General features: G+C 57.4%; 19 protein-coding genes, 1 tRNA gene and 1 pseudogene. 13 read left to right on the forward strand and 8 right to left on the reverse strand.

Going from position 1 to position 26,541, the window contains the following annotated elements:
• Positions 1–483 precede the first annotated feature (483 nt).
• The 7 genes from HMPREF2975_RS08630 to HMPREF2975_RS08660 all read left to right on the forward strand — a co-directional run bounded on the left by HMPREF2975_RS08630 (position 484) and on the right by HMPREF2975_RS08660 (position 11,576).
• Positions 484–1,422: a pentapeptide repeat-containing protein gene (locus tag HMPREF2975_RS08630; RefSeq protein WP_070727104.1), complete on the forward strand. Its 939-nt coding sequence runs from the start codon at positions 484–486 to the stop codon at positions 1,420–1,422.
• 43 nt (positions 1,423–1,465) lie between these two features.
• Positions 1,466–2,257, forward strand: coding sequence for an HNH endonuclease family protein (locus HMPREF2975_RS08635; protein WP_227469352.1), 792 nt, complete (start codon positions 1,466–1,468; stop codon positions 2,255–2,257).
• Between the two features lie 64 nt (positions 2,258–2,321).
• Positions 2,322–8,384 carry an SdrD B-like domain-containing protein gene (locus HMPREF2975_RS08640; RefSeq protein ID WP_141757388.1) on the forward strand — a complete coding sequence of 2,021 codons (6,063 nt, stop codon included), beginning with the start codon at positions 2,322–2,324 and terminating at the stop codon, positions 8,382–8,384.
• A 125-nt stretch (positions 8,385–8,509) separates the two neighbouring features.
• Positions 8,510–9,952, forward strand: a complete 1,443-nt coding sequence (locus HMPREF2975_RS08645; RefSeq protein ID WP_141757390.1) for a SpaH/EbpB family LPXTG-anchored major pilin — start codon at positions 8,510–8,512, stop codon at positions 9,950–9,952.
• 125 nt (positions 9,953–10,077) lie between these two features.
• Positions 10,078–10,920 (forward strand): class C sortase, encoded by an 843-nt coding sequence (locus HMPREF2975_RS08650; RefSeq protein WP_193600037.1) that lies wholly within the window; start codon positions 10,078–10,080, stop codon positions 10,918–10,920.
• Positions 10,913–11,098 carry a hypothetical protein gene (locus tag HMPREF2975_RS08655; RefSeq protein ID WP_070727112.1) on the forward strand — a complete coding sequence of 62 codons (186 nt, stop codon included), beginning with the start codon at positions 10,913–10,915 and terminating at the stop codon, positions 11,096–11,098. The genes HMPREF2975_RS08650 and HMPREF2975_RS08655 overlap by 8 nt, the downstream gene beginning before the upstream one ends.
• Positions 11,099–11,231: 133 nt before the next feature.
• Complete coding sequence (locus tag HMPREF2975_RS08660; RefSeq protein ID WP_070727115.1) at positions 11,232–11,576, forward strand: hypothetical protein; 345 nt, start codon at positions 11,232–11,234, stop codon at positions 11,574–11,576.
• Positions 11,577–12,018: 442 nt separating this feature from the next.
• On the opposite strand, the gene HMPREF2975_RS08665 is transcribed toward HMPREF2975_RS08660, so the two are convergent.
• From HMPREF2975_RS08665 to HMPREF2975_RS08675, 3 genes are all read right to left on the reverse strand, one after another.
• A complete protein-coding gene (locus HMPREF2975_RS08665; protein ID WP_141757394.1) occupies positions 12,019–12,264 on the reverse strand; it encodes a hypothetical protein in 246 nt (81 codons plus the stop codon).
• A 139-nt stretch (positions 12,265–12,403) separates the two neighbouring features.
• Positions 12,404–13,402 (reverse strand): pentapeptide repeat-containing protein, encoded by a 999-nt coding sequence (locus HMPREF2975_RS08670; RefSeq protein ID WP_083314498.1) that lies wholly within the window; start codon positions 13,400–13,402, stop codon positions 12,404–12,406.
• 314 nt (positions 13,403–13,716) lie between these two features.
• Positions 13,717–13,790 (reverse strand) — tRNA-Leu (locus HMPREF2975_RS08675).
• 65 nt (positions 13,791–13,855) lie between these two features.
• Between HMPREF2975_RS08675 and HMPREF2975_RS08680 the strand changes: the two genes are divergently transcribed.
• The gene (locus HMPREF2975_RS08680) at positions 13,856–14,461 is read left to right on the forward strand and encodes an ANTAR domain-containing response regulator (RefSeq protein ID WP_058236643.1); all 606 of its coding nucleotides are present in this window, start codon (positions 13,856–13,858) and stop codon (positions 14,459–14,461) included.
• Positions 14,462–14,537: 76 nt separating this feature from the next.
• On the opposite strand, the gene HMPREF2975_RS08685 is transcribed toward HMPREF2975_RS08680, so the two are convergent.
• Both HMPREF2975_RS08685 and HMPREF2975_RS08690 read right to left on the reverse strand, forming a co-directional pair.
• Entirely contained in the window at positions 14,538–15,395 is an 858-nt protein-coding gene (locus HMPREF2975_RS08685; RefSeq protein WP_058236644.1) for a YsnF/AvaK domain-containing protein, read from the reverse strand.
• Positions 15,396–15,549: 154 nt separating this feature from the next.
• Positions 15,550–16,032 carry a PaaI family thioesterase gene (locus HMPREF2975_RS08690; protein WP_227469353.1) on the reverse strand — a complete coding sequence of 161 codons (483 nt, stop codon included), beginning with the start codon at positions 16,030–16,032 and terminating at the stop codon, positions 15,550–15,552.
• An 18-nt stretch (positions 16,033–16,050) separates the two neighbouring features.
• Between HMPREF2975_RS08690 and polA the strand changes: the two genes are divergently transcribed.
• Together polA and rpsA are read left to right on the forward strand one after the other, a co-directional pair.
• A complete protein-coding gene (gene polA / locus HMPREF2975_RS08695) occupies positions 16,051–18,912 on the forward strand; it encodes a DNA polymerase I (protein WP_227469354.1) in 2,862 nt (953 codons plus the stop codon).
• Between the two features lie 185 nt (positions 18,913–19,097).
• Positions 19,098–20,555 (forward strand): 30S ribosomal protein S1, encoded by a 1,458-nt coding sequence (rpsA, locus tag HMPREF2975_RS08700; RefSeq protein ID WP_058236645.1) that lies wholly within the window; start codon positions 19,098–19,100, stop codon positions 20,553–20,555.
• Between the two features lie 83 nt (positions 20,556–20,638).
• Here rpsA and HMPREF2975_RS08705 read toward each other — a convergent pair whose 3' ends face one another.
• From HMPREF2975_RS08705 to HMPREF2975_RS13135, 3 genes and pseudogenes are all read right to left on the reverse strand, one after another.
• The gene (locus HMPREF2975_RS08705) at positions 20,639–21,970 is read right to left on the reverse strand and encodes an alpha-L-fucosidase (protein ID WP_058236646.1); all 1,332 of its coding nucleotides are present in this window, start codon (positions 21,968–21,970) and stop codon (positions 20,639–20,641) included.
• A 40-nt stretch (positions 21,971–22,010) separates the two neighbouring features.
• Positions 22,011–23,012 (reverse strand): ROK family protein, encoded by a 1,002-nt coding sequence (locus HMPREF2975_RS08710; RefSeq protein WP_264673894.1) that lies wholly within the window; start codon positions 23,010–23,012, stop codon positions 22,011–22,013.
• A gap of 6 nt (positions 23,013–23,018) precedes the next feature.
• Positions 23,019–23,129: pseudogene (locus tag HMPREF2975_RS13135) on the reverse strand (winged helix-turn-helix transcriptional regulator); the annotation flags it as partial.
• 285 nt (positions 23,130–23,414) lie between these two features.
• On the opposite strand from HMPREF2975_RS13135, the gene HMPREF2975_RS08715 reads away from it, so the two are divergent.
• Genes HMPREF2975_RS08715 through HMPREF2975_RS08725 form a run of 3 tightly spaced genes read left to right on the forward strand, consistent with a single transcriptional unit; the run spans position 23,415 to position 26,534 of the window.
• Positions 23,415–24,692, forward strand: a complete 1,278-nt coding sequence (locus HMPREF2975_RS08715; RefSeq protein WP_070727121.1) for an ABC transporter substrate-binding protein — start codon at positions 23,415–23,417, stop codon at positions 24,690–24,692.
• A gap of 11 nt (positions 24,693–24,703) precedes the next feature.
• Entirely contained in the window at positions 24,704–25,621 is a 918-nt protein-coding gene (locus tag HMPREF2975_RS08720) for a carbohydrate ABC transporter permease (RefSeq protein ID WP_070727123.1), read from the forward strand.
• Positions 25,611–26,534 (forward strand): carbohydrate ABC transporter permease, encoded by a 924-nt coding sequence (locus tag HMPREF2975_RS08725; RefSeq protein WP_058236650.1) that lies wholly within the window; start codon positions 25,611–25,613, stop codon positions 26,532–26,534. Before HMPREF2975_RS08720 ends, HMPREF2975_RS08725 begins: the two co-directional genes overlap by 11 nt.
• The last annotated feature ends 7 nt before the right edge of the window (positions 26,535–26,541 follow it).

Genomic DNA, 26,541 nt, shown 5'->3' on the forward strand with positions numbered 1-26,541 from the left:
CTCTCTACACTTCCCACTGATATACTGGTGAACACCGGTTTTTCGGCGGAATGCAAGCGAAAAGTGGCGGTTTCATACTCGTAAAAGTGAGTGGTGAGCCGCCCTTTTTCATGCCCGTGCGGGGCTCCGATTCAAAAACTGGCGCACAACCACACGACCCGCTCAACTTTCGCGCCTCCGACTCACGCGTTTTTTGTTCCAGCCGCACGACTTTCCACACTGTCCTGCTGGGGCGCTCCACTCTCAAGCGCGGCGGTCGTGGACTGGCTTCCGGTGCCGGTCAACCCAACCGTGTTCGTCTTAGCCGCAGGGACTTTCGCCCTGGCCTGCTGGGACGCTCCGCTCTCAAGCGCGGCGGTCATGGACTGACTGCGAGTGCCGCCAGCCAGCGACCTTCGCCTTATCGCCTACTCGGGTTCTGGCTCACTCAACTTTCGTGCTGGTCAACCCGAGCGTTTTGTTCCAGCCGCAACTGGTAGTTCCATGAGTTCTTTTCAGCCACGCAAACCAGCCGGATCCACCCAGGGTGGCCAGTTCGACACCAAGCCCCACGCTGCGATCGACATGGGGGATGTCATCAGTGATGCCCGCCCCATCATAGCCGGACAGTGCTTTGACAATAGCGAAGTCGGGAACTGGAGCTACGAGCCGTCCATCGTCCACATCTGCTCCATGCGCGACTCAAAACTCGCAGGCGGGTGGGGAGGAAGCACCTTCATCGAATGCGACATGAACGGCGCGCAATGCACGCAAACCGACTTCAGTGACAGTGAAATCAGCGGAACGTCCCTCATGAACACCTCTTTCACGCGCGGCCAGTCGAAAAAACTGGCACTCACCAACACGCACGCTGACGGGATGAGGTTCACCAGGATGACCAGCCCCGACATGCAGTGGACCAGTGTGAAGGGCGGCTACATCACGATCCGCGGTTGCGAAATGTACGGCCTGAAAGCGCTCTCGTGCGACCTGGCTAACATGGACATCGCTGACACCATGATGGATCACGCCGGTTTTGATGACACGATTATTGCCTGCGCAACCATTCATAACGTTTCGATGCAGGACGCTGAAGTCCGTGGCGGAAGCGCGAACGCCATGAAAGTGTCCGACTCGGACATCAGCCAGTTCGCCCTCATGGACACGACGGCGTGTGACTGTACGTTCACCAACACGAACGTGCAGAACATGTACGTGAAAAACACTGACATGCGTCGTACCACTTTTGAGGGCGAGTGCCCAGCGGCGGGAGCACAGTTCGTTGGCAGTGACCTGCGCGGGTCGAACATGCACGGAATGCTGTTCGAAGAAGACGATCATGCACACATTCGTGACTGCAACGTGGATGGTTTAAGGCTGCGCCGCGACCAGGAGGAGCGCTTCACATTCACGAACTGCACGGGGTACATCATTTGGAGTTAGCCGCACGGTGCGCGACCAGGCGACCAGTCCCACAAGGAGGGTCATGAGGTTTGCAAACGGGTTGAAATGGATCGTGTCGGCACTGATCGTGCTCGGCATGGCTATTTATCTCACGCATACGGGAGTGTGGCGCGACGTGTCCACGGCTCTCGGTTTCGGTAACCCTGATGCCATTGTTGACCCGCCTGTCGTGACTGCACCCAAGACGGGTGGGGCGCCCGACGTGGACTGGGATGAGGCGAAAAAGAAGGCCGAGGAGGCTGGCACCAGTATTATCACGCAGGTTCAGCAAGCTCTGGATGACGTGGATGTGAAGGGGAAAGCTCCGAAAACCGGGTATGAGCGGGACGCGTTTGGCCCCGCGTGGTCGGACGTTGACCATAATGGGTGCGATACGCGTAACGATATTTTGGCGCGCGACCTGACCGGAGTGACGTTCAAGCCTGGGACGCATGACTGTGTGGTGACCAGTGGAGTGCTGGATGACCCGTACACGGGTAAGACGATCCGATTTACGCGCGGGAATAAGACGTCGAGCGCGGTGCAGATTGACCACGTGGTGGCGTTGTCGAACGCGTGGGTGTCGGGGGCGAACGCGTGGGACGATGCGAAACGGCTCCAATTTGCGAACGACCCGGTGAACCTTTTGGCTGTAGATGGTCCCGCGAACATGGCGAAAAAGGATGGGGATGCTGCCACGTGGCTCCCGTCGAACAAGTCTTTCCGCTGCGAGTATGTTTCTCGTCAAGTGGAGGTCAAAACTAAGTATGGCTTGTCGATGACGCGCGCCGAAAAACGTGCCATCGACCGCGAACTGGACAAGTGCGCAGGCTGATCGGATGCACACCGCACTGTTTGTCGCATTACGTCAAGTAGGGAAATGAGTTGGAGGCTTTATCGTGAGAAAAACTGGTTTTGGTAAAATCCTTGCGGCCTTGCTTGCCACGTCCATGGTCGGAACCATGCTCGCCAGCGTGACACCGACCGCCCAAGCGGCTCAGCAGTCGTACGCGTTCAGTACGATCCAGAAGATTTACGACGGGACAGGCCACGGTACCCCCGCTCAAACGTTCATTCAGACAAAAAACGGGTTCAGCCCGGCTGATGACACTCCCACTGATGGGGTAGTGGCAACGAATGACTTTGTGCAATACGAGGTGACCACGCAGTTTGCCGCAGGACCCGAGAGGGAAGTGGTCGTCGACTTTCAAGCCCCCGAATTTCTAACATTTTCCCAGAAGGATAATTCGAGCCTGTGCGCGTCCAACCAGTTCGTGTCCTCCCGATATACGGGAAGCAGTACGCACGGGCAGTGCACGTATTCGCTCAAGCGCGGTGTGCCGATCACTGTGAAAGTGCCGCTGACCATGAGAGGTGGAGACACTGCCGGTGTGGCGGTATCTGGTCAGTCTATGGGCGTGAAGACAGGCGACGAGCTTGCTGAAGCCCCGTCAGTGACCGTGGTGAGCGCCCCCAGCGCCGACATGGTGGTATCCACAGATACATGCAACCGCGCCATGTGTACATCCAAAGAAGCAAGCCAAACCAGAGGCTCGGTCATCCTCACCCCCGAAGAACTGAGAAGAGCTGGATCCACAAAAGGCTCGACAGCTTCCACACCGTGGTCAGGAACACTTGACACGGGCGGAATGCCGGAAGCCACATGGACACTCGACGGTAAAACACTTGAAGTTCGTGACGGGAAAGTTATTGTCCCTACCCACAAGGGGGAAGCCCGGCTTGAATACTCGGTGAAATCATGGGGCGACCTCGCTGACGGAGAATCGAAAGTTTTTACCCCCCACTTCCAGTTGGATAAAAACGCGTTCGCGACTGACATATACCGCAACAACGGGGACGGGTGGCAGCCTGGAGATGGGCTTGGAGTGAAGGATTCCACCGCGAACCTGCGGGGGACAAATTCCATACAAGGCTTCGGTGTTGGAAACAACGACTATGTGAGACTGGCCGTCTACAAGCCGCTGCCGCCACCACCGGGGAGAATTTTCGGCAAGGAGCTCTACCGGCCATTCGACATGGGGGAAACACTATGGGACCCCGGCAACAAGGTGATGAATAATCATCCGACACTCGTTCGCAACCACGCAACCAGCCTGGTTGCCGAAGGAACGGAATTCAACACTGTTCTTAAAGTCTACCCAACCCAGGGGACACACACCTATACGGTGACCGACCAGTGGGACCCGCGACACGTGTCAAGCCGTGGAGAATCCACCATATACTGGGGTGGCCGGACCCCATCCGGCGTGAAGGTCGAATGGTCACTGTCAGCCACCGGAAGGCAAGTGACATCCGGCTCAGGCGAATGGGTCGAGTCCATGGAAGCCCCCAAGGGTGCCAGAGCTGTCCGCGTCACATTCACGAACGTTTCTGGCGGGTCTGCGAACCCACTCTCGTTCACGATGCCTCAGGTCGTCAACACGTTCACCGAACCAATACCCGCAGCAATACCAGATACTGCCACAGGACTGGTAGACGGGAAGACTGATAACAGGGTAAACCAGCGGGAATTGGTCCCAGCATTGCCATCCCCCATGGGTATTGACCTTCATGTCGGATCCAACAGAGTGAGCAAAGTGGATCCTGTCGACAGGACTGTTACCTACACTGTTGAGTCTGTCATCAAGAACCAGGCGACCGTCAAACAGCTTTTCGGTCCTTCAGTCATGCGACTGGCAACAGACCCATGCCTTCTCAACATTCGCGACATTCAAGAACCGTGGACTGTTGTCGAAAAGACCGACGGAACAGGATGCGGAACGCCTAACGCGAAGCCCGGAAGCCTCGTCCTCTCGATCGATGACCCCATTCAGGTGAAATCTTTCTACCAATACAATGGTGAAAGCATGGGAAGCCTTCCGAAAGTCCGACTGACAGGCGACGTGTCCCTGATAGCGGCAGACTCAGTGTCACTGTCGGCTACGGTCACGACGAACGGGCACCTTCCCAATGGAAAAACACACCCCCTGACAGCCAGAGGAGAACACTCCCTGATAGTTGACCGGATTGCCACCGTCAGCGAGTACTTACAGCAAAAGGTTAAGGAAGTCGAAATCGGTGACCTGCTGTCATGGGATGTCACCATTTCCGGCGCGCACGAAACAGGCGCTTACAAGACAGACACCGTGGTCGTCCTGCCAGGCAAAGGTAATGACAGCCAGTTCATGGAAACGCTTCGCCAGTCGGGCAGTACAGGCTACGACGGTCCGGTCAAGTCCAACTTTCATGGAACCTATGTCCTGAAGAAAGCCAGTATAGACCGTGGCAATTCGGACGCATCGTCAACACTCATGTGCACTAACACGCCTAACCCTTCGCTTGATCCAACTGACTCACGCACACGGTGGTCAACAACGTGTGACGCAGATACTACTGCCGTGAGAATCCATCAAGATGGCGGAAACGGCAAAGTTGGCGTGACCCGCGTCAATATCGACCTGGAGCCGGAGGGGAATAAGACTGGCGACGAGTATCTTATGTGGGTGGGTCCGGTCCATGCCACCGGCATTGGTAATAACAAGGTCATGGCATGGCCAGCCGACATCAAAGTTGTCTCCTCGTCAGTGTCCGGGCACGTCTTCTGGAACAACAAGGAGGACGGATCTGGCGTTTACAGTGCGGGCGAACCTATCAGTGGTGTGACAGTTGAACTCCTGGACAAGGATGGGGCAGCTGTTGGAAAGACGACAACAGACAGTGATGGTTTCTACGAGTTTTCCGAGCTCCGCTCAGGCATGTACGTAACGAAGATCAGCGATTATCCAACTGACCGTGAATCCGATGCCCAAAAGGGGGTGAAAAACCCGTCCTCAATCGTGTCGTCACCTCCACGGGTTCGGGGCATTTTCGCGTCAAATAGGTCAATGAATCTGAACGTCGCCAAAAATTCCCGCGTCGACTCCATGGATTTCTCGTTGTTTGCTGCTGATCCCTACGCTGACGTGAGGAAAAACCCGGCAGAAGCAGTATGTTCCGGCAGGCAGACGGAGTGCGCGGTGGAGTGGAATGTCACCGTCAAGAACGGTGGAAACGTTCCGTTAGTGAACGGTGTCTTCTCGGACGCGACGTCCAGTAACGTTGCAGGGATTACCGCCTCAACGGGAGTAAAGGTCGTGGAGTCTCTTGACTCCAATGGCGCCTATTACCGCAGGAGCGACGGAGTTATACTCTATCGGCCTCATGGTCTAGAAGGCGAAGTCACAGCCGTGACGACTGTGGACGGGGTGCCGATCCACTCGATGGGGGTCGTGGTGGATCCGTACAGTGGTTGGAGTGGCCAGATGATAAAAAACTCCGAAATCTATGTGGTTTCCGGCGGGATCCCGTACCTCGTGAAGGACGGTGTGGCCAGGGTCGCCAAAGTACACCAACTGTATGCAGGCACCGACGCACAAGCTGTCAGGCTTGTTAAATCCAACATTGATAAAGAAGTTCCTGTTGTCATTTACGACAACGGGGATATTCGTCCTGTGAATGCTGACTCTAAATCCTGGAAGATGAGAGGGCAGGACTATTGGGATGCCAACTGGGGTAGGACCAGGGTGAGCCTCGACAATGGTGTTGCGTACTTGATATCTAAGTCCAATCCGAAGCTTCGAGCCATTGTCAAGGAAGACGGCGGCCTTGCTCGACCTCAAGATATTATCGGCGAAGGTCCCGAGGGGCCTGTCATGAGTATTCGTAATGGTCTCATTGTGACAGCCGGTGGGCGTGCCTTTGCCCCGGACGATTCGCTTTCTATGGAAATAAGGAACAGCCCGCCTCTTGGTTACAGCATGTACTGCGACAAGACGAACGTGTGGAAAGCCATGGAGCCAAAAACGTATATAGGCACTGACGGGCGACTCTATACACGTCGTTCTAGCAGCTCAGCTTCTGGCTGTGATTTCGATGTGGTTAAAATATGGTCCGACACTCTTGGTAAGACAGCTGGTCCCCTGGACAACGTGGTGGACTTTGATCCCTACAACAGCGCTATCATAACGGGCGACGGGAAGGCATATACATTAGACGGAAGAGGTGCCCGCGAAAGCTTTGTCGAAAAGCAGGAAGGTGTGTCTAGCACTCTCGTAGGCTTTGAGAAAAAAGACGACAAGCTTTACGCACGGGCATCTGACGGCACACTGTATCAGTATCAGATGAAAGGTTGGTACACGAGATTCCCCGATTGGGCACCTGTACCGCCCGAAGGGGAAAGAACCGTTTCCGTATCCCAAGGGACGGACACCGTTGCCGAGTACTACTATTACGTCACCGACAAGGGAAACGTGTACGAGTTCACCAGTTCGGGCATCTATCGTCAGGTTGATGGTTTTGTGAATAGTGTTCAGTCAATCACCCCCTCCTCCACGGTGAACGACGGAAAGAACACGACCCGCACGTACAACGTGCCGCTGTTGAAGCCCGGCGAATCCATAACATACACGGTGCGTGGAACCGTGAACCGGAAGGACGCGGGGCAGGTGGTCACAAACCAGGCGTTCTACACGCAGGCCCGCACTCCGCGCGATACGCCTACAGCGGCGAGCACGCCTGCCTTCGACGCGAAAAACCCCACCGGGTTCGGCAAGCTGACGGGCAACCGGTCGTGTACTGCAACCAGTGACTGGGAAACACCGGGTGATGCGTGCGATCAGGTGTACGCGCAGGTTCCGAAAGCTGAAGTCCCCGTGGGCAGTATTACCGGCAACGTGTTCTGGGATCAGAACCGTGACGGTCGCTACACCAATGGTGAGGGGCGCGTCGCGGGCTCAACTGTCACACTCATGCAGGGCGACACCCCCGTGTCCACGCAGGTGACGGACCCGAACGGGCGGTACACGTTTGACGGCCTGCCTATGGGGACGTACCGTGTGGTGTTTAACGCGGGTGATAATCCTGATCCTGAAAAGTCGTGGGCGTTCACCACGAGGGCACAGTCATGTTCGGCTAACGTGTCGTGTGCCGATACGGCGAGCGGCGCCAGCTATGACATTACGCTGACATCTTCTGCTCGTACGAAGACAGACGTGAATGCGGGCCTGGTGACGTATGATGCGGCGATCAGTGTTCATAAGGGTGTGGCGCTCAACGACACGGAGACCGACCTGGCGAAACTTTCTCAGGACTCGGTGGTCGAGGATACTGACAAGCCGTTCCAGACGATCGTGGTGACGAACACGGGTGAAGAACCGGTCGGCTCACTGTCGTTCAGTGACGTGCTGGAGAAGGGTCCTGCCGCTGATTATGCGGGCGCGACCACTGCTCAGTGCGCGATCGGCAATCTGAAGACGGCAGACCAGACGGCAACGTTCACGGATGCGAGTAAGACCGTGTTGAAGCCGGGTGGCACACTCACGTGCCGTATCCCTCTGGCCTTGTCCCACAAGGAAGGTCAGGACGAGCACCGCGACACGGTAACCGTGACGGGAACGTCAACTATTACGAAGACTCCGGTCAGTGATTCGTCATCGATGCGGGTGCGCCTGCGCGAATTGCCCGCCCCGATGCTCACGGTTCAGAAGGGCCGCCTGGTTGATGGCGTGTTCGAGACGAACATTCCGGCTAATGATGGGCAGGACGTGGCTGTGACCGTGCGTATCACGAACAGTGGTGGCGAAGACCTGAAGAGCGTGGACTGGTCGGATCACACGATCGTGGGTCGTGACCAGGTGCGGGACTTCACGTGCCAGTGGCCTGGCGTGGAGGGCGAGTTGAAGAAGGGTGAGCACGTGGATTGCGTGGGCACGCTGACGGTGACGGCGCCTTCGAAGCATGTGGATCAGGTGTTTGCCGTTGGTGTGGGCGTGACGAGCGGGAAGCTGGCGCAAGATGATGCGGAGTTCAGCGCGTATGCGAATGTGGTGTTCCCTGCTTCGGGTGCGCCCGGCTACGTGGCACTCATCATGCTGGGTGTCCTGATCGGCGCAGCGTCCCTGCTGGTGGTGCGTAGAAGGTCGTGAGTTGGTTGTTGAGTAGTGGAGAGGTTGGTGGTGCGTGGCGCGGATAGTGTTTCCCGCCAGGTGTTCTGGCGGCTGCCCGTGGCGTGGCGCTGTGGGCAGACTTCAACAAGGTAAGGAGTTTTCTCGTGAAACACTTCTGGAGGAGTAAGCCTCTGGCGGTAGGTGCCGCGTGCGTGATCGCGATGACCGGCCTGGCGGGTGGTGCCGGTGGCGCAATGGCCGCTGACCACCCGAGCATTGACAAGGATACGGGTTCGCTGACGGTTCATAAACTGGCTCAGCCGAACACTCAGCCGGAGCATGGTACGGGTCTTGAGGATAAGTCCATTCAGGGTGATCCGATTGACGGGATCGAGTTTGATGTGATTCCGCTCAACGGTATCGACTTGAAGACGAACGCGGGGTGGACTGATCTTGAGGGCGCGGTGAAGGCCGTGGAGGACGGTTCTGCACTGCCCGGTACGATTACTGAGGGTACACCGGTCAAGCAGACTACTGCGTCGGACGGTATTGCCAAGTTCGCTGATCTGCCGGTTGGTGCCTACAAGGTGGAAGAAAAGCTGACCACCGAGCAGATGCAGAAGTACACGGGTGTCGCCCCGTTCGTCGTGACGATCCCGATGACGCACCCGACCGACCTGAACAAGTGGGTTTACGACGTTCACGTCTACCCGAAGAACGATGTGCGTTCGGCTGAAAAGGACGTGAAGGATGCGGCTGCGAACTTCATGGGTTCGTCTGATGTTGTGTGGAACGTGACCACATCTATTCCTGGCGGTGAGGCGACCGACCTGTACCGCGTGACTGACCAGTTGGATCCGAAGCTGACCTACCAGAAAGCCACCGTGACTATCGGTGGAAAATCGGCAGAGCAGGCTGACTACACGGTGAAGGCTGAGGGTCAGGCTTTCACTATGGAGCTGACTGAGGCTGGTCGCGCCAAGGCTCTGGAAGCCATCAAGGCTGACAAGGATGCGAAGGTTGTCACCACGATCGTCACCCGCGTGAATGCTGCGGGCGAGATCAACAACCAGGCAATGTTCTACCCGAATGCTGCGTCCGTGGAGAACGGTGGAACCCCGACTGATATTCCGCAGACCAAGTTCGGTGGCGTGAAGCTGCACAAGACGGGCCAGGAGAACAAGCCTCTTGAGGGTGCTGAGTTCGCGGTGTACGCGTCGTCCACCAACGATTTCAAGACCGCAACCGAGATCATTAAAGCCAAGGCTACCGACCAGGACGGTTCTGTGACGTTCGACGGCCTGCGCTACTCGAACTTCGCTGATGGCGCGGCAGTCGAGAAGGGTGCTACTGGCTACATGTACTACTGGCTGGTTGAGACCAAGGCTCCGACCGGTTACGAACTGCTCGCCGAGCCGATCCAGTTCGATGTGGCCGGACAGCTTGCTTCCGCCACTGCGATCGAAGTGAAGAACGTTCCGGCCCACGGTGGCGGGTTCCTGCCCCGTACCGGTTCGACCGGCTTCTACGTTCTGATCGTTGCCGGAATCCTGGTTGCTGCTGGTGGCGCACTTGTCGCCGCCCGTTCAGCCAGGAAAGCCGACTGACCTATATTCCCTAGCGTGGTGGGGGTGGTTCGCCTGTGCGGGCTGCCCCCACCATTGTGTTGCCGACCCGCGCGGGAGTCGCCTTGGCGTTCCAGGTGCGTGGTGTGTGTCCCACAAGGATGGGTGTGAGCGTGAAAGCAGGGCCGAGACATGTGCGGCGCGCCGCGTCCCACCGGCCCGTCATCGTGGGAATCGTGGGGATGCTGATAGGCGTGTGCCTCGCGTTCTACCCGTTTGTGGGCGGCTGGGTGGCCAGCATCGTCCAGTCTGACCAGATCGCGTCCTACTCGCAGGAGTCGACCACTGTGGGGTGGGAGAAAGTTGTGGAGGCTGCGCGCGCCTACAACGCGTCGAAAACAGTGATGCCGTCGGCTGGTGGCGGGGATGAGGAGTATCGCAGCCAACTGGTGTTTGGTGTTTCGGACGTGATGAGCCGCGTGGTGGTGCCCACCGTGGGTATTGACTTGCCGGTCTATCACGGGACGGAGGCTGGCACGTTGGAGCGGGGTGCGGGGCATTTGTTCGGCTCTGACCTTCCGGTGGGTGGGGTGGATCGCAACAGTGTGGTCACGGCTCACACGGGGTTGCGCGCGTCCCGCATGTTCGACCGGCTCAAAGACGTGGCGGTGGGTGACGTGTTTTATGTGCGGACCGGTGGGTGGACGGGTGCGTACAGGGTCACGATGAAAGAGGTGAAGACTCCTGAAGAGGCGTCGCTCATGTCGCAGCGCGTGGCTGGCCGTGACCTGGTGACGCTGGTGACGTGCACGCCGTACAGTGTGAATACTCACCGCCTGGTGGTGGTGGGGGAGCGCACGTGGTTTGACGAGTCGCATGACCCGATTCCGATTGAGGGGCGTCGGGAGAGTGTGTGGCCGGTGTGGGCTGCTGGCGCGACTGTCCTGGTGGTGCTGGGTGTGGGCGTGTGGTCATGGAGACGCGTGTCCCACAAGGAGGAGCATGAGTGAACATGTGAGGTTTGTGACCGACGAGCAGGTGGAGTCTCGGATGCGTGAGATTCTGGAGCGCTTGAACATGAGCGAAGCTGAAATGTTCAGGCGGGCTGACGCGTATCTGCTGGACCGCGAGGAGCGGCACCTGTTTGACCAGTACGTGGCGTTGCGGTGGTTGGCGGGCGGAGACTAGCAGGAGCCTTGATGTGTGGCGTTGCGCTCCACCCGCTGAGTGTAGTCGTAGCGCCATTGGAGGTACGTGTTCGTCTAACGTGTTCTTGTGGGACGGGGCGCGTCGTCGGGCTACGTGTCCCACAAGCAGGGGTATGAGTGAGACAACAAGCACGGTTCGCGCACTTCTGTCAGGTATTCGCAGTGGGCGCGGGCATGTGGAATTGTGGGCGTTGCTGACCCCGCTGAACGTGGACGAGGTGGCTGAACGCATGTGGGTTCGCGTCTTGTCGTGCGTGGAGTTTGTTGGCCCTGTCCGACTGTTGCGGGCTTTGCCACCGTGGTACCGGATGATGTTGCGCATGGTGTTGTCATCGAATGTGGATGCGATGGTGCGCGAGTTGGGCGTGGAGGATCCGCGCGCGTTGGTGTGGAGGCTGACGGAACTGTCGATCCTGTGTGAGCGGGAAGTGATGCGCGCAAGGGTGCGTGCGGCATGAGAACTGTTGCGTCATGTGCGGGATGAGGATTGACCGTGACTTGATTCCTCCCCACGCCTGAAGGCGGAGACTTCCCGCGCTACCCGGTGATGCGGATGGCGCGTGTTAGAGTGGGTGTAGCTCGTCGGCCATGTTGCCGGAGGGGGTATCTGGTGCCGTCAGGGCAGCGTACCTGCCCGGCCCCGCGTACATGACGATGGTTTGTTCGCATGGTGGTGCGAGAATCAAGCACTGCGTTAAGGGGGCGGGTTCCTACCGTGGCGGTTCCTGCTTGACCAGCCCATGACCAGTGCTTGAACTGTGTTTGACGCTGCGATATGGCGGCACGTTGACCGTTTCTTGACGCACGTTTACCCAGGCGTGGCTGAAGTATTACCGGTCTTTGGAGCGCTTTTGACTGTACGGAACCCGGTTTGACTCGAGCGTGACCGTATCGTGGTGCTTAAAGAATTCCGAGGCCGCGCAGCACCCACCAGATCAGGCCGATACCCACGACAGTTCCCACAATGGACAGTGTGGTTCTGACTCCAGCGCCGAGCAGCTTGCCTAGCATGGACCCGATGGACGCGACGAGCGCGATCACGAACACCCACATGAGGATTTCGTTCGACCAGATCAGATCCCACACGCTCCAGAACGCGTTTGTGAGCGCCTGCCAGGATCCTTCAGCTCCGTCACGACCGTTCATCGTGCCATACTCCATTCACATTCATCCACTACCAGCGTGCCCGTGCGGGCTAGATTCTCTAGTTGCGGCTGGAGGCTGCGGTCAAGGCGGCAGGACACAAACCTGACACCATTTAGAGCCTCCACGTCTACTCTCGCTGTTAAGGCTGTACAGGGGGGTCGGCGTTGAACGTGCAGCCTTCCATCTGGATACGTCCGGCGGCTTCAAGGTCGGTCAAGTAGTCCTTGTCGGCAATGTTGAACCTGGTGCCGGAGAACGTGGAACCATCCAGCGTGACATGTTCAAGCGTGCTGCGGGAGAAATTGCAGTAGGTGAATGAGCAGTCGGTCATGCGGGTTGTGTTCAAGTTGGCGTGGTTGAACGGCGTGTTGGTGAATGTGCAGCCGGTGATGGTGGTGTTATTCATGTTGGTGTAGTTGAAGTTTGACGCGATGAATGTGCAGTCGGTCATGGTGGTGTTGGTCAGGTCGGCGGAGTGGAGCCAGGAGTCCTCGAATACACTGCCGTTGAGGTGAGAGTCCGTGACCGTGGAGCTGATGAATTGTGTGTTCTCGAAATTACCGCCGGTGACGGTCAGGTTGTCGGCCTGGAGAGCGTGGGCGTCAACGCTAGTGAAAATACTCTTGTTCAGGGCGACGTTGGTGAGCTGGTTTTTCGTCAGGCTCGTGTGCGCGACGTAGGCGTTATTGGCGGTCAGGTTGGCGGCGGTGGAGTTGCAGATGAAACTGTCGTGGATATCGACCTTGTTGAACGTTGACCCCTCGACGTGGGTGTTGTTGGTGCTGAATTCACGGAGTTCAACTTCGGTGAGGGTGGCGTCGTGGAGATTAATGTCGCCGGTGACGTTCATGACCGACTGGTGGTTGATGTCGAGGTCGTGGTAGTGGCCGCTGATGTCCTTGTTACGGATGTCAGTGCTGGTGTTGTTTACTGGGTCGGGGAGCGTGGCGTGGGTCTTGGAATCGAACTGGCCGCCCTGGGGTGAACCGGCGGGCTTGCGAGGTTGGAATGTGCTCATGGGGGACTTAGTTGCGGCTGAAAGTCGCCCAGCACATTTAAGGCACAGCCCCAAAGATTTTTGTTCGCTTTCCACCCGCATGTTGCTGGTCGGGCGTGGGGTCATCTTGAGCGCGAACACTTACCCAATCACTGCGCTTGAGTGGAGCGGCGCGAAAGTTAGGCGGGAGAACGTCCGAACGCTCGCAGGTGTGTGACAGGTTACGGTTCGGGCTGTGCTGTGAGGGTTGGCGACACACCGGGAAACCATATATAGCCGTGTATCAATATGGTTGAAAGGCGTTTTTCGCAGGTGGGGGGCAAAACGGCTTAAATGGGCGGAAAACCCCTCGATTACGTTTAGTAAGCAGTTCGGTATTGCACGTAGATTGCACGAAAACGGCCTGCTTTCGGCTCGACACCAACTTTTCGTTGATATTCCGCCACAGTAATTTGTACCCCGGGTGGGATTCGAACCCACAACAAGCCGGGTTTGAGCCGACCGCCTCTGCCAATTGGGCTACCAGGGCACACGCGAACGTGCTCATCAAGGATAAGATATTTATTGATCAGACACCAATTGAAGGAATTTCAGATGAGCACAGACGAAAACAAGCCGCGAAAAGTGTTAGTAGCTGAAGACGAATCCCTGATCCGCCTTGATATTGTCGAGACGCTGACCGCAGCAGGTTTCGACGTCGTCGCAGAGGCAAGTGACGGAGAAGAGGCTGTTCGGCTGGCACTGGAGCCCGACAACGAGGATGACACTCCTGATCTGTGTGTGATGGATGTCAAGATGCCCAAAATGGATGGCATCACAGCTGCAGAGAAGATTCTGCGAGAGCTCTCCTGCGCTGTTGTCATGCTGACTGCCTTTTCACAAAAAGAACTGGTCGAACGTGCGCGCGACGCAGGAGCTATGGCGTACGTTGTGAAGCCTTTCAGCCCTGCCGACCTGATTCCCGCAGTTGAAATCGCCCTGTCCCGTCACCGTGAAATCGAGTCACTGGAAGAAGAAATCTCCGACATGTCGGAGCGTTTCGAGACGCGCAAGCGCGTTGACCGCGCCAAGGGACTCCTGATGGAAAAGATGGACATGACTGAGCCTGAGGCGTTCCGATGGATCCAGAAGACGTCCATGGATCGTCGCCTGTCCATGCGTGAGGTCGCAGACGCAGTGATCGATCAGGTGGATGACTGAGACTGCTTGAGATATGTGTATGCGGGTCTTGCACGAAGTTGCAAGACCCGCATTGTTGAGTGAGCCTCGCGCTCAATCAGTCGAGACGCTCTTCGCCGTCGACGTTGCTTTCAATGCGCTCCTTCTTGAGGTCTTCAGACACGGTCTGCGTGTCCTGAACGGTTTGCGTCTCGAGTGACACGCGCTCAACAGGCACGCTCTCCTTGGAGACAACGACACGGTCCTCATGCAGGGTCACGGAAGCAGCACCCTCGGAGATGTCCTGGCCATCCAGGTTCTTTGCCTCTTCCTCACTGATGGGGGTGCGAACCACACGTACTTCCTCGCGCTCGACGGGAACCTCGACAGTCTCGGTTTCGGTGACGACCGTCTTGCGGAGCTGAGCTTCACCAGTCGCGACGCGTTCCTTGGCAACGTTGAGCTGTTCTTCGGAACGAATGATTTCGCCTTGGTCTGCTTCGTCGTGGATCGGCTCCTGGTCAGCCAGGTGACGCGCCTCAGCGGCGCGATCCTCCTCGTGAACTTCCTCGTCGGCCACAGGCGCAACGGGGGCGGCGGCAGGAACGTCTGATTCCGGTGCAGTGCGCGGAGCTTGGTCCTCGATCGGTGCTGCACCATCGGCCAGAGAACCGACACCGTAGTGGCGGTACAGTGTGTCCTGATCCTCAGGAGTCAGGTGACCTTCATCAGCGAGGTCAGGCGCATCCTTGATGCGATCCTTTTCAAACGCGAGGTGCAGGCCTTCCTCGTCGAGGCGGTATCCACGCAGTGGGACAAGGCTGGAGCCCATGCCAAAGAGGCCGTGAGCAACTTCGATGAAATCGGGCTCACCCGTCGCATCGTTGGTAAATACCTGCTTCACGTCGCCCAGCTTGTCGCCGTTGGAGTCGAAAGCTATTGCGTTGGCAAGTTCTTCGATTGAGTGTGTGGTCATGACAATGTCCTCTCAATTGGAGTTTAGGTAGGTGTGACGTAAGTCCCTATCCCAAAAATGAGATTAACAGTGTCTGTGGCATTCGTCTCAGTGAACTCAAGAGGTGTAGACCGCGTATTTTCGTCGCCCTTGTCAGTCTCGCTCAAGACCGAGATCAGCGTCGCTTCAGCACACGATTGGAAATACGTGCGGTTCCAATGAGGCGTTCATCTCCATCGGTGATCGAGACCAGATGAACCGTTGATGAGCCACCCAGATGGGCCGCACGGGTCGTCGCCGTAATCGGCCCCTTGGTGCCTGCTCGAAGATGCGAGATGGACAGTTCCACGCCCACCACGTAGGCATCCGGGCCGCCCACACTGTAGGCGTGTGCTCCCGCCGCAAGCGATCCGGCTGTCTCAGCCAGAGCCGCCGATGCGCCGCCATGCAGAATTCCAATTCGCTGCGTATTGCCCTCAAGCGGCATTGTGATCGACGTGCAGTCAGGGCCATACTGTGTCACTTCCATGCCCATCGCGTCCATCAGCGTCCCTGGCCAATGCTGACCCACCATCGTCGGCCCATAGTCACTGTGAGATTCCTGATGGTCATCAGATTGATGTGAATGTGTGTCATTGGCGTGATTCGTCTCGCTCATACCTCTAGGGTGTCATGTGTGGACGGAAAACTGCTGATTATTGATGGACATTCGATGGCCTACCGCGCGTTTTACGCGATGCGTTCGGGTAATTTCCAGACCTCGACCGGTCAGGACACCAGTGCTGTGTTCGGATTTATCCGCATGCTCACGAAGATCCTCAAGGATGAGAATCCGACACGTGTCGCTGTTGCCTTCGACGTCTCGCGTCATTCGTTCCGCACGGATAAGTACCCGGAGTACAAAGGCACGCGCGATGAGACTCCTCCTGAATTCCACGGACAGGTTGATCTGATCGACGCGTTCCTGGAAGCCATGGGTATCTGCCGTCTGCGCAAGGAGAATATAGAGGCTGACGACATTCTGGCCACCCTTGCACATACTGCGTCTCAACAGGGGCTGGATGTTGTCGTGGCATCAGGTGACCGCGACGCCTTCCAGATGGCGAACGAACACGTCACGATTCTGTACCCCGGTCAGTCGATGTCGGACCTGCGTCGCATGACACCGGAAGCCATTGAGGAGAAGTACGGCGTGCCGCCTCAGCGTTACCCGGAGCTTGCCGCGCTGGTGGGGGAGACCGCCGACAATCTGCCAGGAGTGCCTGGCGTCGGCCCCAAGACCGCTGCCACGTGGATTAACAGATTCGACGGACTGGAAAATGTCCTGGCTCGCGCAGATGAGATCGGTGGCAAACGCGGAACAGATCTGCGCGCCCATATCGATGACGTGCGCCGCAACCGCTCGCTGAACCGCCTGCTCACTGACGTTGATCTGGGAATCACCCTCGATGACCTTTACCGTCGTCCCACCGAACATTCAGAGGCGATGAGTCTGTGCGACAGCCTTGAATTCGGACCCGGCACGCGCCGCGAGATCGTCTCGGTCGCATCGATCGCACTCAACCCCTCTGCTCCGGACGCCCTCGTCAATTCCGGGGGCAGCACGGCCGACGAGGGTGGCGCGGAAGAATCACTCATCCTTGATGACGTGGAAATTATCCGAGCCGATGCGAACACGAATGTCCAGCAGGTCCTTGCAACCTTTGAGGCAGAGACGTCAGTGGGAATCTGGTGCGAAGGCGTCGCGAACCCGCCCCTGCCTGACCTGGAACATCTTGCGATCGCGAGCGGCATGAAGGTACTCCTCATTGATGCTCGAGAGGCCACCACCGAGCAGACGGCTCAGTGCACGCAATGGCTGGCGCACCTGACACGACCCCTGATTGCCCATGACCTCAAAACACTGGTGCATATGATGCGCGCCTGGGACGTGGAGACCCTGCCGGTGACCTTCGACGTTGCATTGGGCGCCTACCTGCTGCGGCCCGAGCAGCGCTCCTACGCGATCGACGATCTGGCTGAGCAGTATCTGGGCGTGCACATCACGGCCCTGGAAGAGGAAGAATCCGGTCAGCAGATGCTGGATCTGGACGGTGAATCGGAGGAGAAACAGGCTGCGGCGCGTAGACAGATGGCGCAGCGCGCAGCCGTCCTGCCGTATGTGGCTGATGCTCTCAGGCGGGCGATGAATGATGATGAACGAACATTGCTTGACGATGTGGAACAGCCTGTCGCGCGCATGCTGGAACGCATGGAACACGTGGGGATCGCGATTGACAGTGAGGAACTCGACCTGCAACGTCAGGAGCTGTCGAAAGCTGTTGAAGGTGCTGCGCAACGCGCCTATGACGCAATCGGCCACACGGTGAACCTGTCGAGCCCCAAGCAGCTCCAGCAGGTCCTGTTTGATGAACTCGATATGCCCAGGACCAAGAAGACGAAGACGGGGTACACGACGAATGCGGAAGCGCTGGAGACACTGTTCGCGAAGACGCGCCACCCGTTCCTGGAGCATTTGCTCACGCACCGCGACCGCATCAAGCTGTCCCAGATGACGCAGTCCCTGCACAGCGCGATTGCTGATGACGGCAGGATTCACACGACGTTTTCTCAGATTGCGACTGCCACGGGGCGGCTCGCCTCGTCGGAACCGAACCTGCAGAATATCCCCGCGCGCACACCCGACGGCATGCGCATCCGGCACGCGTTCGTTGCAGGGGAGGGGTGGCAGTCCCTGATGAGCGTGGACTATTCGCAGATCGAGATGCGCATCATGGCGCACCTGTCCAACGATGAAGGACTGATTGACGCCTTCAACTCGGGTGAGGATTTGCACCGCACGATGGCGTCGATGGTGTTCGACACGCCTGTCGATCAGGTGACATCCGAGCAGCGTTCGCGCATCAAGGCCACGTCCTACGGTCTGGCCTACGGGTTGTCATCGTACGGTCTGTCTGCGCAGCTCGGAATCGGTGTGCCGGAGGCGGCGGAGCTGCGCGAACGCTACTTTGAGCGTTTCGGCGGCGTGCGTGACTACCTGGACGGCATCGTGGAGCAGGCCCAGAAGGATGGCTTTACCCAGACAATGTTCGGTCGTCGCCGCTACCTGCCCGATCTCATCTCCGACAACCGTCAGCGCCGTGAAATAGCCAAGCGTGCCGCACTGAACGCGCCGATCCAGGGATCGGCAGCCGACATCATCAAGATCGCGATGGTTGGAGTCGACAGTGCCTTGCGCGACGAGAAACTACGCTCGCGCATACTGCTGCAGATTCACGATGAATTGATTCTTGAAATAGCCGAGGGAGAAGCTGTGCACGTGGAAGAGCTGGTACGTGAGAACATGGCCTATCCTCCATTGCCGCATGGCCTGCAGACTGCTCGCGCCCCGCAATCCGATGACGATGGCGATGTGGAACCCACCGGCCAGGAGGAAGCCACCGACCATACGCGCGCCGAACACCCGGTGCTGGCGCTGCGCGTGCCGCTGGATGTAGCGGTGGGGATCGGCCATTCATGGAAAGAAGCTGCTCACTAAGTGCACCAGTTGTGAGATTGGTCAAATATGTCACTGCTCACACATCTTTTCAGGAGCTGAGGGTAGATCTTTGATCCTGAACTGGTAAACTTTCTCGGGTGTGTGTCAGTTGCCTTCGCGGTGACTGACGGACACACTCAATTTTGTCCATCTACTAGATCGTCCGTTTCGGAGTACATAACTACATGACCACCAGCACCGAGCAGCCGAGCATCTCTACGCCTCAGGTTGCAGTGAACGACATTGGGTCTGAAGAAGACCTGCTCGCCGCCATCGACAAGACCATCAAATACTTCAACGATGGGGACATTGTCGAGGGAACAGTCGTCAAGATTGACCACGATGAGGTCCTCCTCGACATCGGCTACAAGACCGAAGGAGTCATCCTTTCACGCGAATTATCCATCAAGCATGACGTCGATCCTGATGACGTCGTCGCGGTGGGTGATCAGATCGAAGCTTTGGTACTCCAGAAGGAAGACAAGGATGGCCGCCTGCTTCTGTCGAAGAAGCGCGCACAGTACGAACGCGCATGGGGCCAGATCGAAAAGGTCAAGGAGGAAGAAGGTGTTGTCACCGGCACTGTCATCGAGGTCGTCAAGGGCGGCCTGATCCTCGACATCGGCCTGCGCGGCTTCCTGCCCGCATCCCTGGTTGAGATGCGTCGCGTGCGTGACCTGCAGCCCTACATCGGCCGCGAGCTTGAAGCCAAGATCATCGAGCTCGACAAGAACCGCAACAACGTGGTCCTGTCGCGCCGCGCATGGCTCGAGCAGACGCAGTCCGAGGTTCGCACCAACTTCCTCAACACCCTGCAGAAGGGACAGGTCCGCAACGGCACCGTCTCCTCGATCGTCAACTTCGGCGCATTCGTCGACCTGGGTGGCGTGGACGGCCTGGTGCACGTCTCCGAACTGTCCTGGAAGCACATCGATCACCCGTCAGAGGTTGTCGAGGTCGGCCAGGAAGTCACCGTCGAGGTCCTCGACGTCGACATGGACCGCGAACGCGTCTCCCTGTCCCTGAAGGCCACCCAGGAAGATCCGTGGCAGGCATTCGCCCGTACCCACGCAATCGGCCAGGTTGTGCCCGGTAAGGTCACCAAGCTCGTTCCGTTCGGTGCGTTTGTGCGCGTCGAGGACGGAATCGAAGGCCTTGTCCATATCTCCGAGCTCGCCCAGCGCCACGTTGAGATGCCGGAGCAGGTCGTCAAGGTCGGTGAAGAGGTCTTCGTCAAGGTCATCGATATTGACCTGGAACGTCGCCGCATCTCGCTGTCGCTTAAGCAGGCCAACGAGGGCGTCGACCCGAAATCGGAAGACTTCGATCCGTCACTGTACGGAATGGCTGCCGAATACGACGAAAACGGCAACTACAAGTACCCTGAAGGCTTCGATCCGGAAACCCAGGAATGGATGGAAGGATACGACGAGCAGCGCGAGGCCTGGGAAGCCCAGTACGCCGAAGCGCACGCCCGTTGGGAAGCCCACCGTGCCCAGGTTGCCAAGGCGCTGGAAGAAGACGCAGAGGCTGCTCCGTCAGTCGAGGAACAGGCGTCCTACTCCTCGCCGGTTGACAACTCCGGCACGTTGGCATCGGATGAGGCACTCGCCGCTCTGCGCGAGAAGCTGACGAACAACTGATGCTGATGCGGTAAGAAGCTGCACGAAAGATCCCGACTCGCGAAGCGAGTCGGGATCTTTCTATATGACAGCGACGGTGGTGCCTACTTCATGCGCACTGCGCACACCGCGAGGGAACCTGAACGTAGGCTGTCCGGAATCTGTACCGCGAGGCCGTTGCGCTCAGCCGGTGACGAATTACCGAGCCAGCGAACAGACGCATCGCTCGGGCACCCTGACGGAATCTCAACGTCGCTGCGCTGAGAAGGATCCACGAAGATGAAGAGTTCACCATCATTGCGCGTGTAGCGTTGCGAGGCTTTCCTACTGTCAGCATCGATAAAGACGCGCGTGCCGTAGATCGCCTCGCCGTTCGTCTTCAACCACTGTCCCAGGCCGCGCAGCGAGTTTTGCTGGAGCTCCGGGATCGTGCCATCGGCGCGTGGTCCGACATTGATGAGCAGATTGCCGTTCTTGGAGACAGTGTCGACGAGAAGATCAATCAGGGCTGGTGCCGACAGGGTGTTGTTCTCGTCTTCATTGGTGTTGTAGCCGAATGAATGCCCCAGACCACGTGTTGCTTCCCACGGCTCGGGGATCACTGAGTCGATGATGCTGTACTCGCGCGTCAGGTAGCCATGGTAGGGAATACCCCAACGATCGTTCACGACACCATCGGGAACAGTCGAGAAGTATTTGCGGAAAAGCGAGGCCAGAGCGTAATCCTCATTCGATTTTCCGCTGTCGGGCCATTCGATGTCGTTCCAGAGAATGTCGGGATGGAAGCGGTCAATCAGCTCGCGCAGCTGATCGGCCGCGTAGCGCGCAAATTCAGGGTCATTGCGACGGTAGACGAACAGATCTCTGTCCGATTCGATCGGCGGGAAATGCGCAACGTGCCAGTCATGGGCGCCCGAGAAGTAAACGCCGAACTTGAGTTTCGCCTCGCGCGCACTGTCATGAAACTCCTGAATGATGTCGCGCTGGGGGCCTCGCTGCGCGGCTGAGAAGTTCGTGGTGTCCGTGTTCCACAGGCAGAAACCGTCGTGGTGCTTGGTTGTGGGAACGAGGTAGCGCGCACCTGCCTCAACGAAAAGGTCCACCATCGCGCGCGGATCGAACTTCTCCGCGTGCCACATGTGCGCAAAATCCTCGTAGGAGGTTCCGATTCCGTACTTCTTGTTGTGGCGAATATGCGCCGGGCTGTGCGGAATCCGCACTGTATTGGCATACCACTCGGCGTAGGAATGCATTGCGTATTCGTCATCGGGCTGTACGCCTTCTTCAGGCAGCGATGCCCAGGCGGGAACAGAGTAGAGACCCCAGTGAACGAAAATGCCGAGTTTGGCATCCTGGAACCAGTCGGGCACATCGCGTTGTGGGTAGGTTGGCTCAGGAGAGAAAACCGGGCCGGTGCGATGTTCGAAATTAATCATGGACACTATCCTTTGTCATTTGTTGATTTCTTCGGTGGTCTTAATGAATGAGGTCAGGAAGATGAAAGACGGTATCTCGAATCAGCTCAAAGCCGCCGTAGATACCGGCGTCAGCGCCCAGAGTTGCCTGCGATATCAGCAAGTTGCGAGTGACGAGGGGGTGGCATCCGCCGTACAGCTCACTGCGTATGGAGGCGATGAAGATCTCCAGCGTGGAAAGCCTGCCGCCGACAAACAGTGCATTAGGATTGGCAAAACCGACCACGCTGCACAGAACTTCACCGAGCGCGCGACCGGCATCGCGTATCAAAGTGGTCGCCGCTGAATCACCCTCGTGCGCACGCGCGACAAGTTCGGGTAGCGAGGTGATCGACATCCCGTTGGCGCGTGCACGCTCCACGAGGGCGACTCCAGAGGCGATCGTTTCGAGGCACCCGATATTTCCGCATCCACACGGCCGGTCAGTACTGCGATGGGAGCGCACGTGTGAAATGTCACCTGCCATGCCGGAGGCGCCGTGATAGATCTTTCCGTCCACCACGATGCCGCTGCCGATGGCGGCACCAGCTTTAACGGTAATGGAGCGCTCGATTTCCGGATGGTGACGGGCTTCGCCCAATGCCATGAGGTTCGCGTCGTTCTCGACCGCGACGGGCACATCGATGTGAGATTCCATCCATTCGCGAATAGGGAAGTGAGTCCACCCTGCCATGCGTGCCCCCACGTCGATGCGTTGGAGTTCCTGGTTCACAGGTGCCGGAACGCCAAGGCTGATGCCACGAAGCGTCGCGTCAAGGTCGACGTCCAGATCGGCCCCTGTAAGTGAGTCAAGGGCGCTGGACAGAACATCCCGGGGCGGTAAAGACAGGTCAAGAGACGCTTCCCACGAGGCCAGAAGGTTCCCTTGCGTGTCGAACACTCCGAAGCGAACATGGGCGCCGCCCATGTCAATGGCGGCGAACGTGCTGGGGGTGCCAGCCGTCTCAAGAACCTGAGGACGCCTGCCACCTTTGGACTTACCCGCTCCGGCCTCACGTAACACGTTGTTCTCGAGAAGTGCCTGCACTCGCACCGAAACGGTAGAAGGCGATAACTTAAGGAGAGTCGAGAGGTCTGAACGTGTCGTCGCAGAACCACTTGCAACCGCTTCGATAATCATCGCATCAGTTGTGCTTGTCTCCTGTGGAGTAAATGTCTGGTTCGTCAAGAGGACGCTTCTTTCGGTTTGAAGGATCGGACAGCGGGACTACGTCATCGATTTGTTACCTGTCTGGTTCGAATTTTACTAGAAAGTCATATATAGTTCTATTGGAAACGATGATAGTTTCTTCGATGCCGTTAAAAGAAGGCTGAAGTATCGTTGACGACGCGAAGACTTCTTGGAATCAGCATCTCGATACACAGGTCAAGTCCTATGTGGGACTCACCGAAGAAAGGTCTCTTAATGCAATCTCTACAGAAAAAAGCAGCAGCGGCGCTACTTGCTACAGGTATGACATGTTCCCTCGTTGCATGTTCTGGGGGCGGTGACAACGCATCGGCATCTGGGAATGGATCAGGCGGATCGATCACATGGGATATGTGGGGCGGCTCCGACGATGATCTGGACTGGATTAGCCAAACTGCCGACATCGTCCGCAAACAGAATCCGGATATTGAGCTGAAAACACAGACCGCTTCATGGGGCGACTACTTCACCAAGCTCACCTCGAACATGTCGTCAGGAAACCTGGCGTGCATCACCTCAATGAACGGGCAGAAGCTGTCGGGCTTCTATCAGGCACTGTCACCGCTGACAGATGAAGACCTTGAAAAAGCAGGTATCAAGAAAGAGGACTTCACCGACGGAGCCCTCGACATCATGACCTTCAACGACAACCTGTACGGCATTCCCTACGACGTGTCAGCGATGATGGTCTTCTACAACAAGGACATGTTCGCTGAAACCGGTGCGAAGGAACCGACCCTGGACTGGACCTTCGACGACTTCAATGAAGCTGCGAAGAAAACCACGACCGACCAGCACAAGGGCTTCGGTATCGGCATGGGTGAATTCCAATGGATGGCACTGCCGATCGCACTGTCCGGCACCCAGCCTGTGACCGCTGATGGCAACATCGACCTGACGAACCCTGACTTCGTCAAGGCCGCTGAATGGTATGCCGACCTTGTTCTGACGGAAAAGGTTGCCGATCCGGTCCCGTCAGCATCTGAAGCTGGCTGGGGCGAAGAACAGTACCAGAACGGCAACGTTGCAATGGCTGTGGACGGCACCTGGAACGCCTACGGCTACTTCAACAACGAAGCAGGCTTCAAGGCCGGCGCAACACGTCTTCCTCAGGGAGACAACGGATCTCTGGGCCTTATCCTTGGCTCCGGTTTCGGTATCTCGGCCAACTGTGACAACCGTGACGCCGCACTGAAGGTACTGGGCTCACTGGTGTCGAAGGAAGCACAGGACCTCCTGAGCTCCTCGGGCCGTTCTTACCCCTCACGTATCGAATCTCAGGCGCAGTACTTCGATTCCTTCGATGAAGCTGTCCGGGAAGAAGTGAAGGCCGCATTCGACGCTGCATTCAAGGATCAGCAGGGTCAGAACTCCACCCCTGTGTGGTCGCAGGTTAACAACTACATTCAGCCCAACCTCGTGTCGGTCTACACTGGCCAGACGCCAATGTCTCAGATGCTTGAGCAAGCTCAGGCACAATTTGGCAATAAGTGAGGTTGACCGCAATGACCGCACAACCTGCCGTCACGAATCGGCGGAGTTCACTGCGGAAGATTGAGTCCCGTCAAGCGCTGGGCTTTGTCAGCCCAGCGCTTGCGGGCCTCTGCCTCTTCACAGTCGTTCCCGTCGTCCTGTCGGTCGTGATGAGTCTGTTCAACTGGCCAGCCTTTGGCGAACGGGCCTTCATTGGCCTTGAGAATTATCGCAACCTGCTGTCAGGTCAAAATCCTGACTTCTATCCTGCTCTGCGAAATTCCATCATCTTCACGGTTACCTACGTACCTGTCAACATCGTTGTCGCACTGACGCTGTCACTGCTCCTCGGCCCGAGAATCAAGGGACGCAACGCTTTCCGCGTTCTCTTCTTCATTCCGGTCGTCACGCCAATGGTTGCCAACGTCCTGGTCTGGAAGATGCTGCTCCAGCCTCAGGGTCTCTTCAACGGCATAGCGGTATCAGTATTCGGTTTCCAACTGCCGAACTTCCTTGCTGATCCCGTATGGGCAATGGTCATGATCGTTGTCATGTCGGTATGGCAGGGCGTGGGCTACAACATGCTGATCTTCTCAGCAGCACTCGAGCAGCTTCCCGAACCCGTTATCGAGGCAGCACGCCTCGACGGAGCCAAGGGAGCGCAGATGCTCTTCCGCGTCATCCTTCCCATGATGTCGCCGTCAATTTTCTTCGCTGCAGTCATGACGATCATCACCTCACTTCAGGTCTTCGTCCAGCCGCAGATGCTCACCGGTGGTGGGCCTGGAAACGCAACGCTGCCGCTGGTCATGTTCATCTACAACCAGGGCTTCAAGTTCCAGCAGCTCGGTGTTGCAGCTGCCGGCGCATGGATTCTGTTCATTCTGGTCATCCTGGTCACAGCTTTCCAGTTCAAGGCTCAAAAGAGGTGGGTCCACTATGAGTACTGATGTCGCAACAACCACGGCACCCCAGAAGGGGACACAGAAAAAGCAGGTTGCCAACAGGCACAGTCAGCCCGGACTTCTGGGCGGTGAACCCTCGCGCGTCAAGGACATCGTGGCAAATGCGACCGTATGGCTCGCAGCCATCCTCTTTGCGTCCCCACTGATCTACGCATTCTTCTCATCACTGAAGTCGAAGGACGAGATTTTCTCGATGCCCCCGACTTTGGTTGGTGAGAAGCTGCGGTGGAGCAATTACCTCGAAGTTTTCACCTATGGCCCGTTCCTGACCTACATTAAGAACTCCTTCATCGTCTCAATCGCAGGAACGCTGCTGGTGCTGTTCGTATCCGCGACAGCCGGTTACGCATTCAGTCGACTGCGCTGGCGCGGGCGAGAACTCGTCTTCGTCCTGTTCCTTGGAACCATGATGGTTCCGCAGGAAGTTCTGGTCGTTCCGATGTTCACCGTGATGAAATGGTTTGGCTGGGTTGACACCTATCAGGCATTGATCTTCCCATTCGCATTCGGCGCATTTGGCACATTCCTGATGCGTCAGTTCATGCGCGGTATCCCATTCGAACTGGAAGAAGCGGCACGTGTTGATGGTGCCGGTCCGATCCGCACGTTCGTTCAGATCATTCTTCCTTTGACCAAGTCGGCAATCGCCGTGCTGGCGGTCTTCACATTTATGTCTTTCTGGAACTCATACCTGTGGCCGCTGATTGTGACCGTCGACTACTCGCGCTTGGGAACTTTGCCAATTGGTCTTGCCTCGTTCTCAAGCCAGACCGGGACGCGATGGGATCTGCAGATTGCTGCAGCGATTATTTCAATGATCCCGACAACAGTCCTGGTCATGATTCTTCAGAAACACCTGATTAAAGGTATCGCCATGTCCGGCATGGGTGGTCGCTAAACAGAAC

This window comes from Actinomyces sp. HMSC065F12, from assembly GCF_001814535.1.
In the GTDB taxonomy this organism is placed as follows: domain Bacteria; phylum Actinomycetota; class Actinomycetes; order Actinomycetales; family Actinomycetaceae; genus Pauljensenia; species Pauljensenia radingae_A.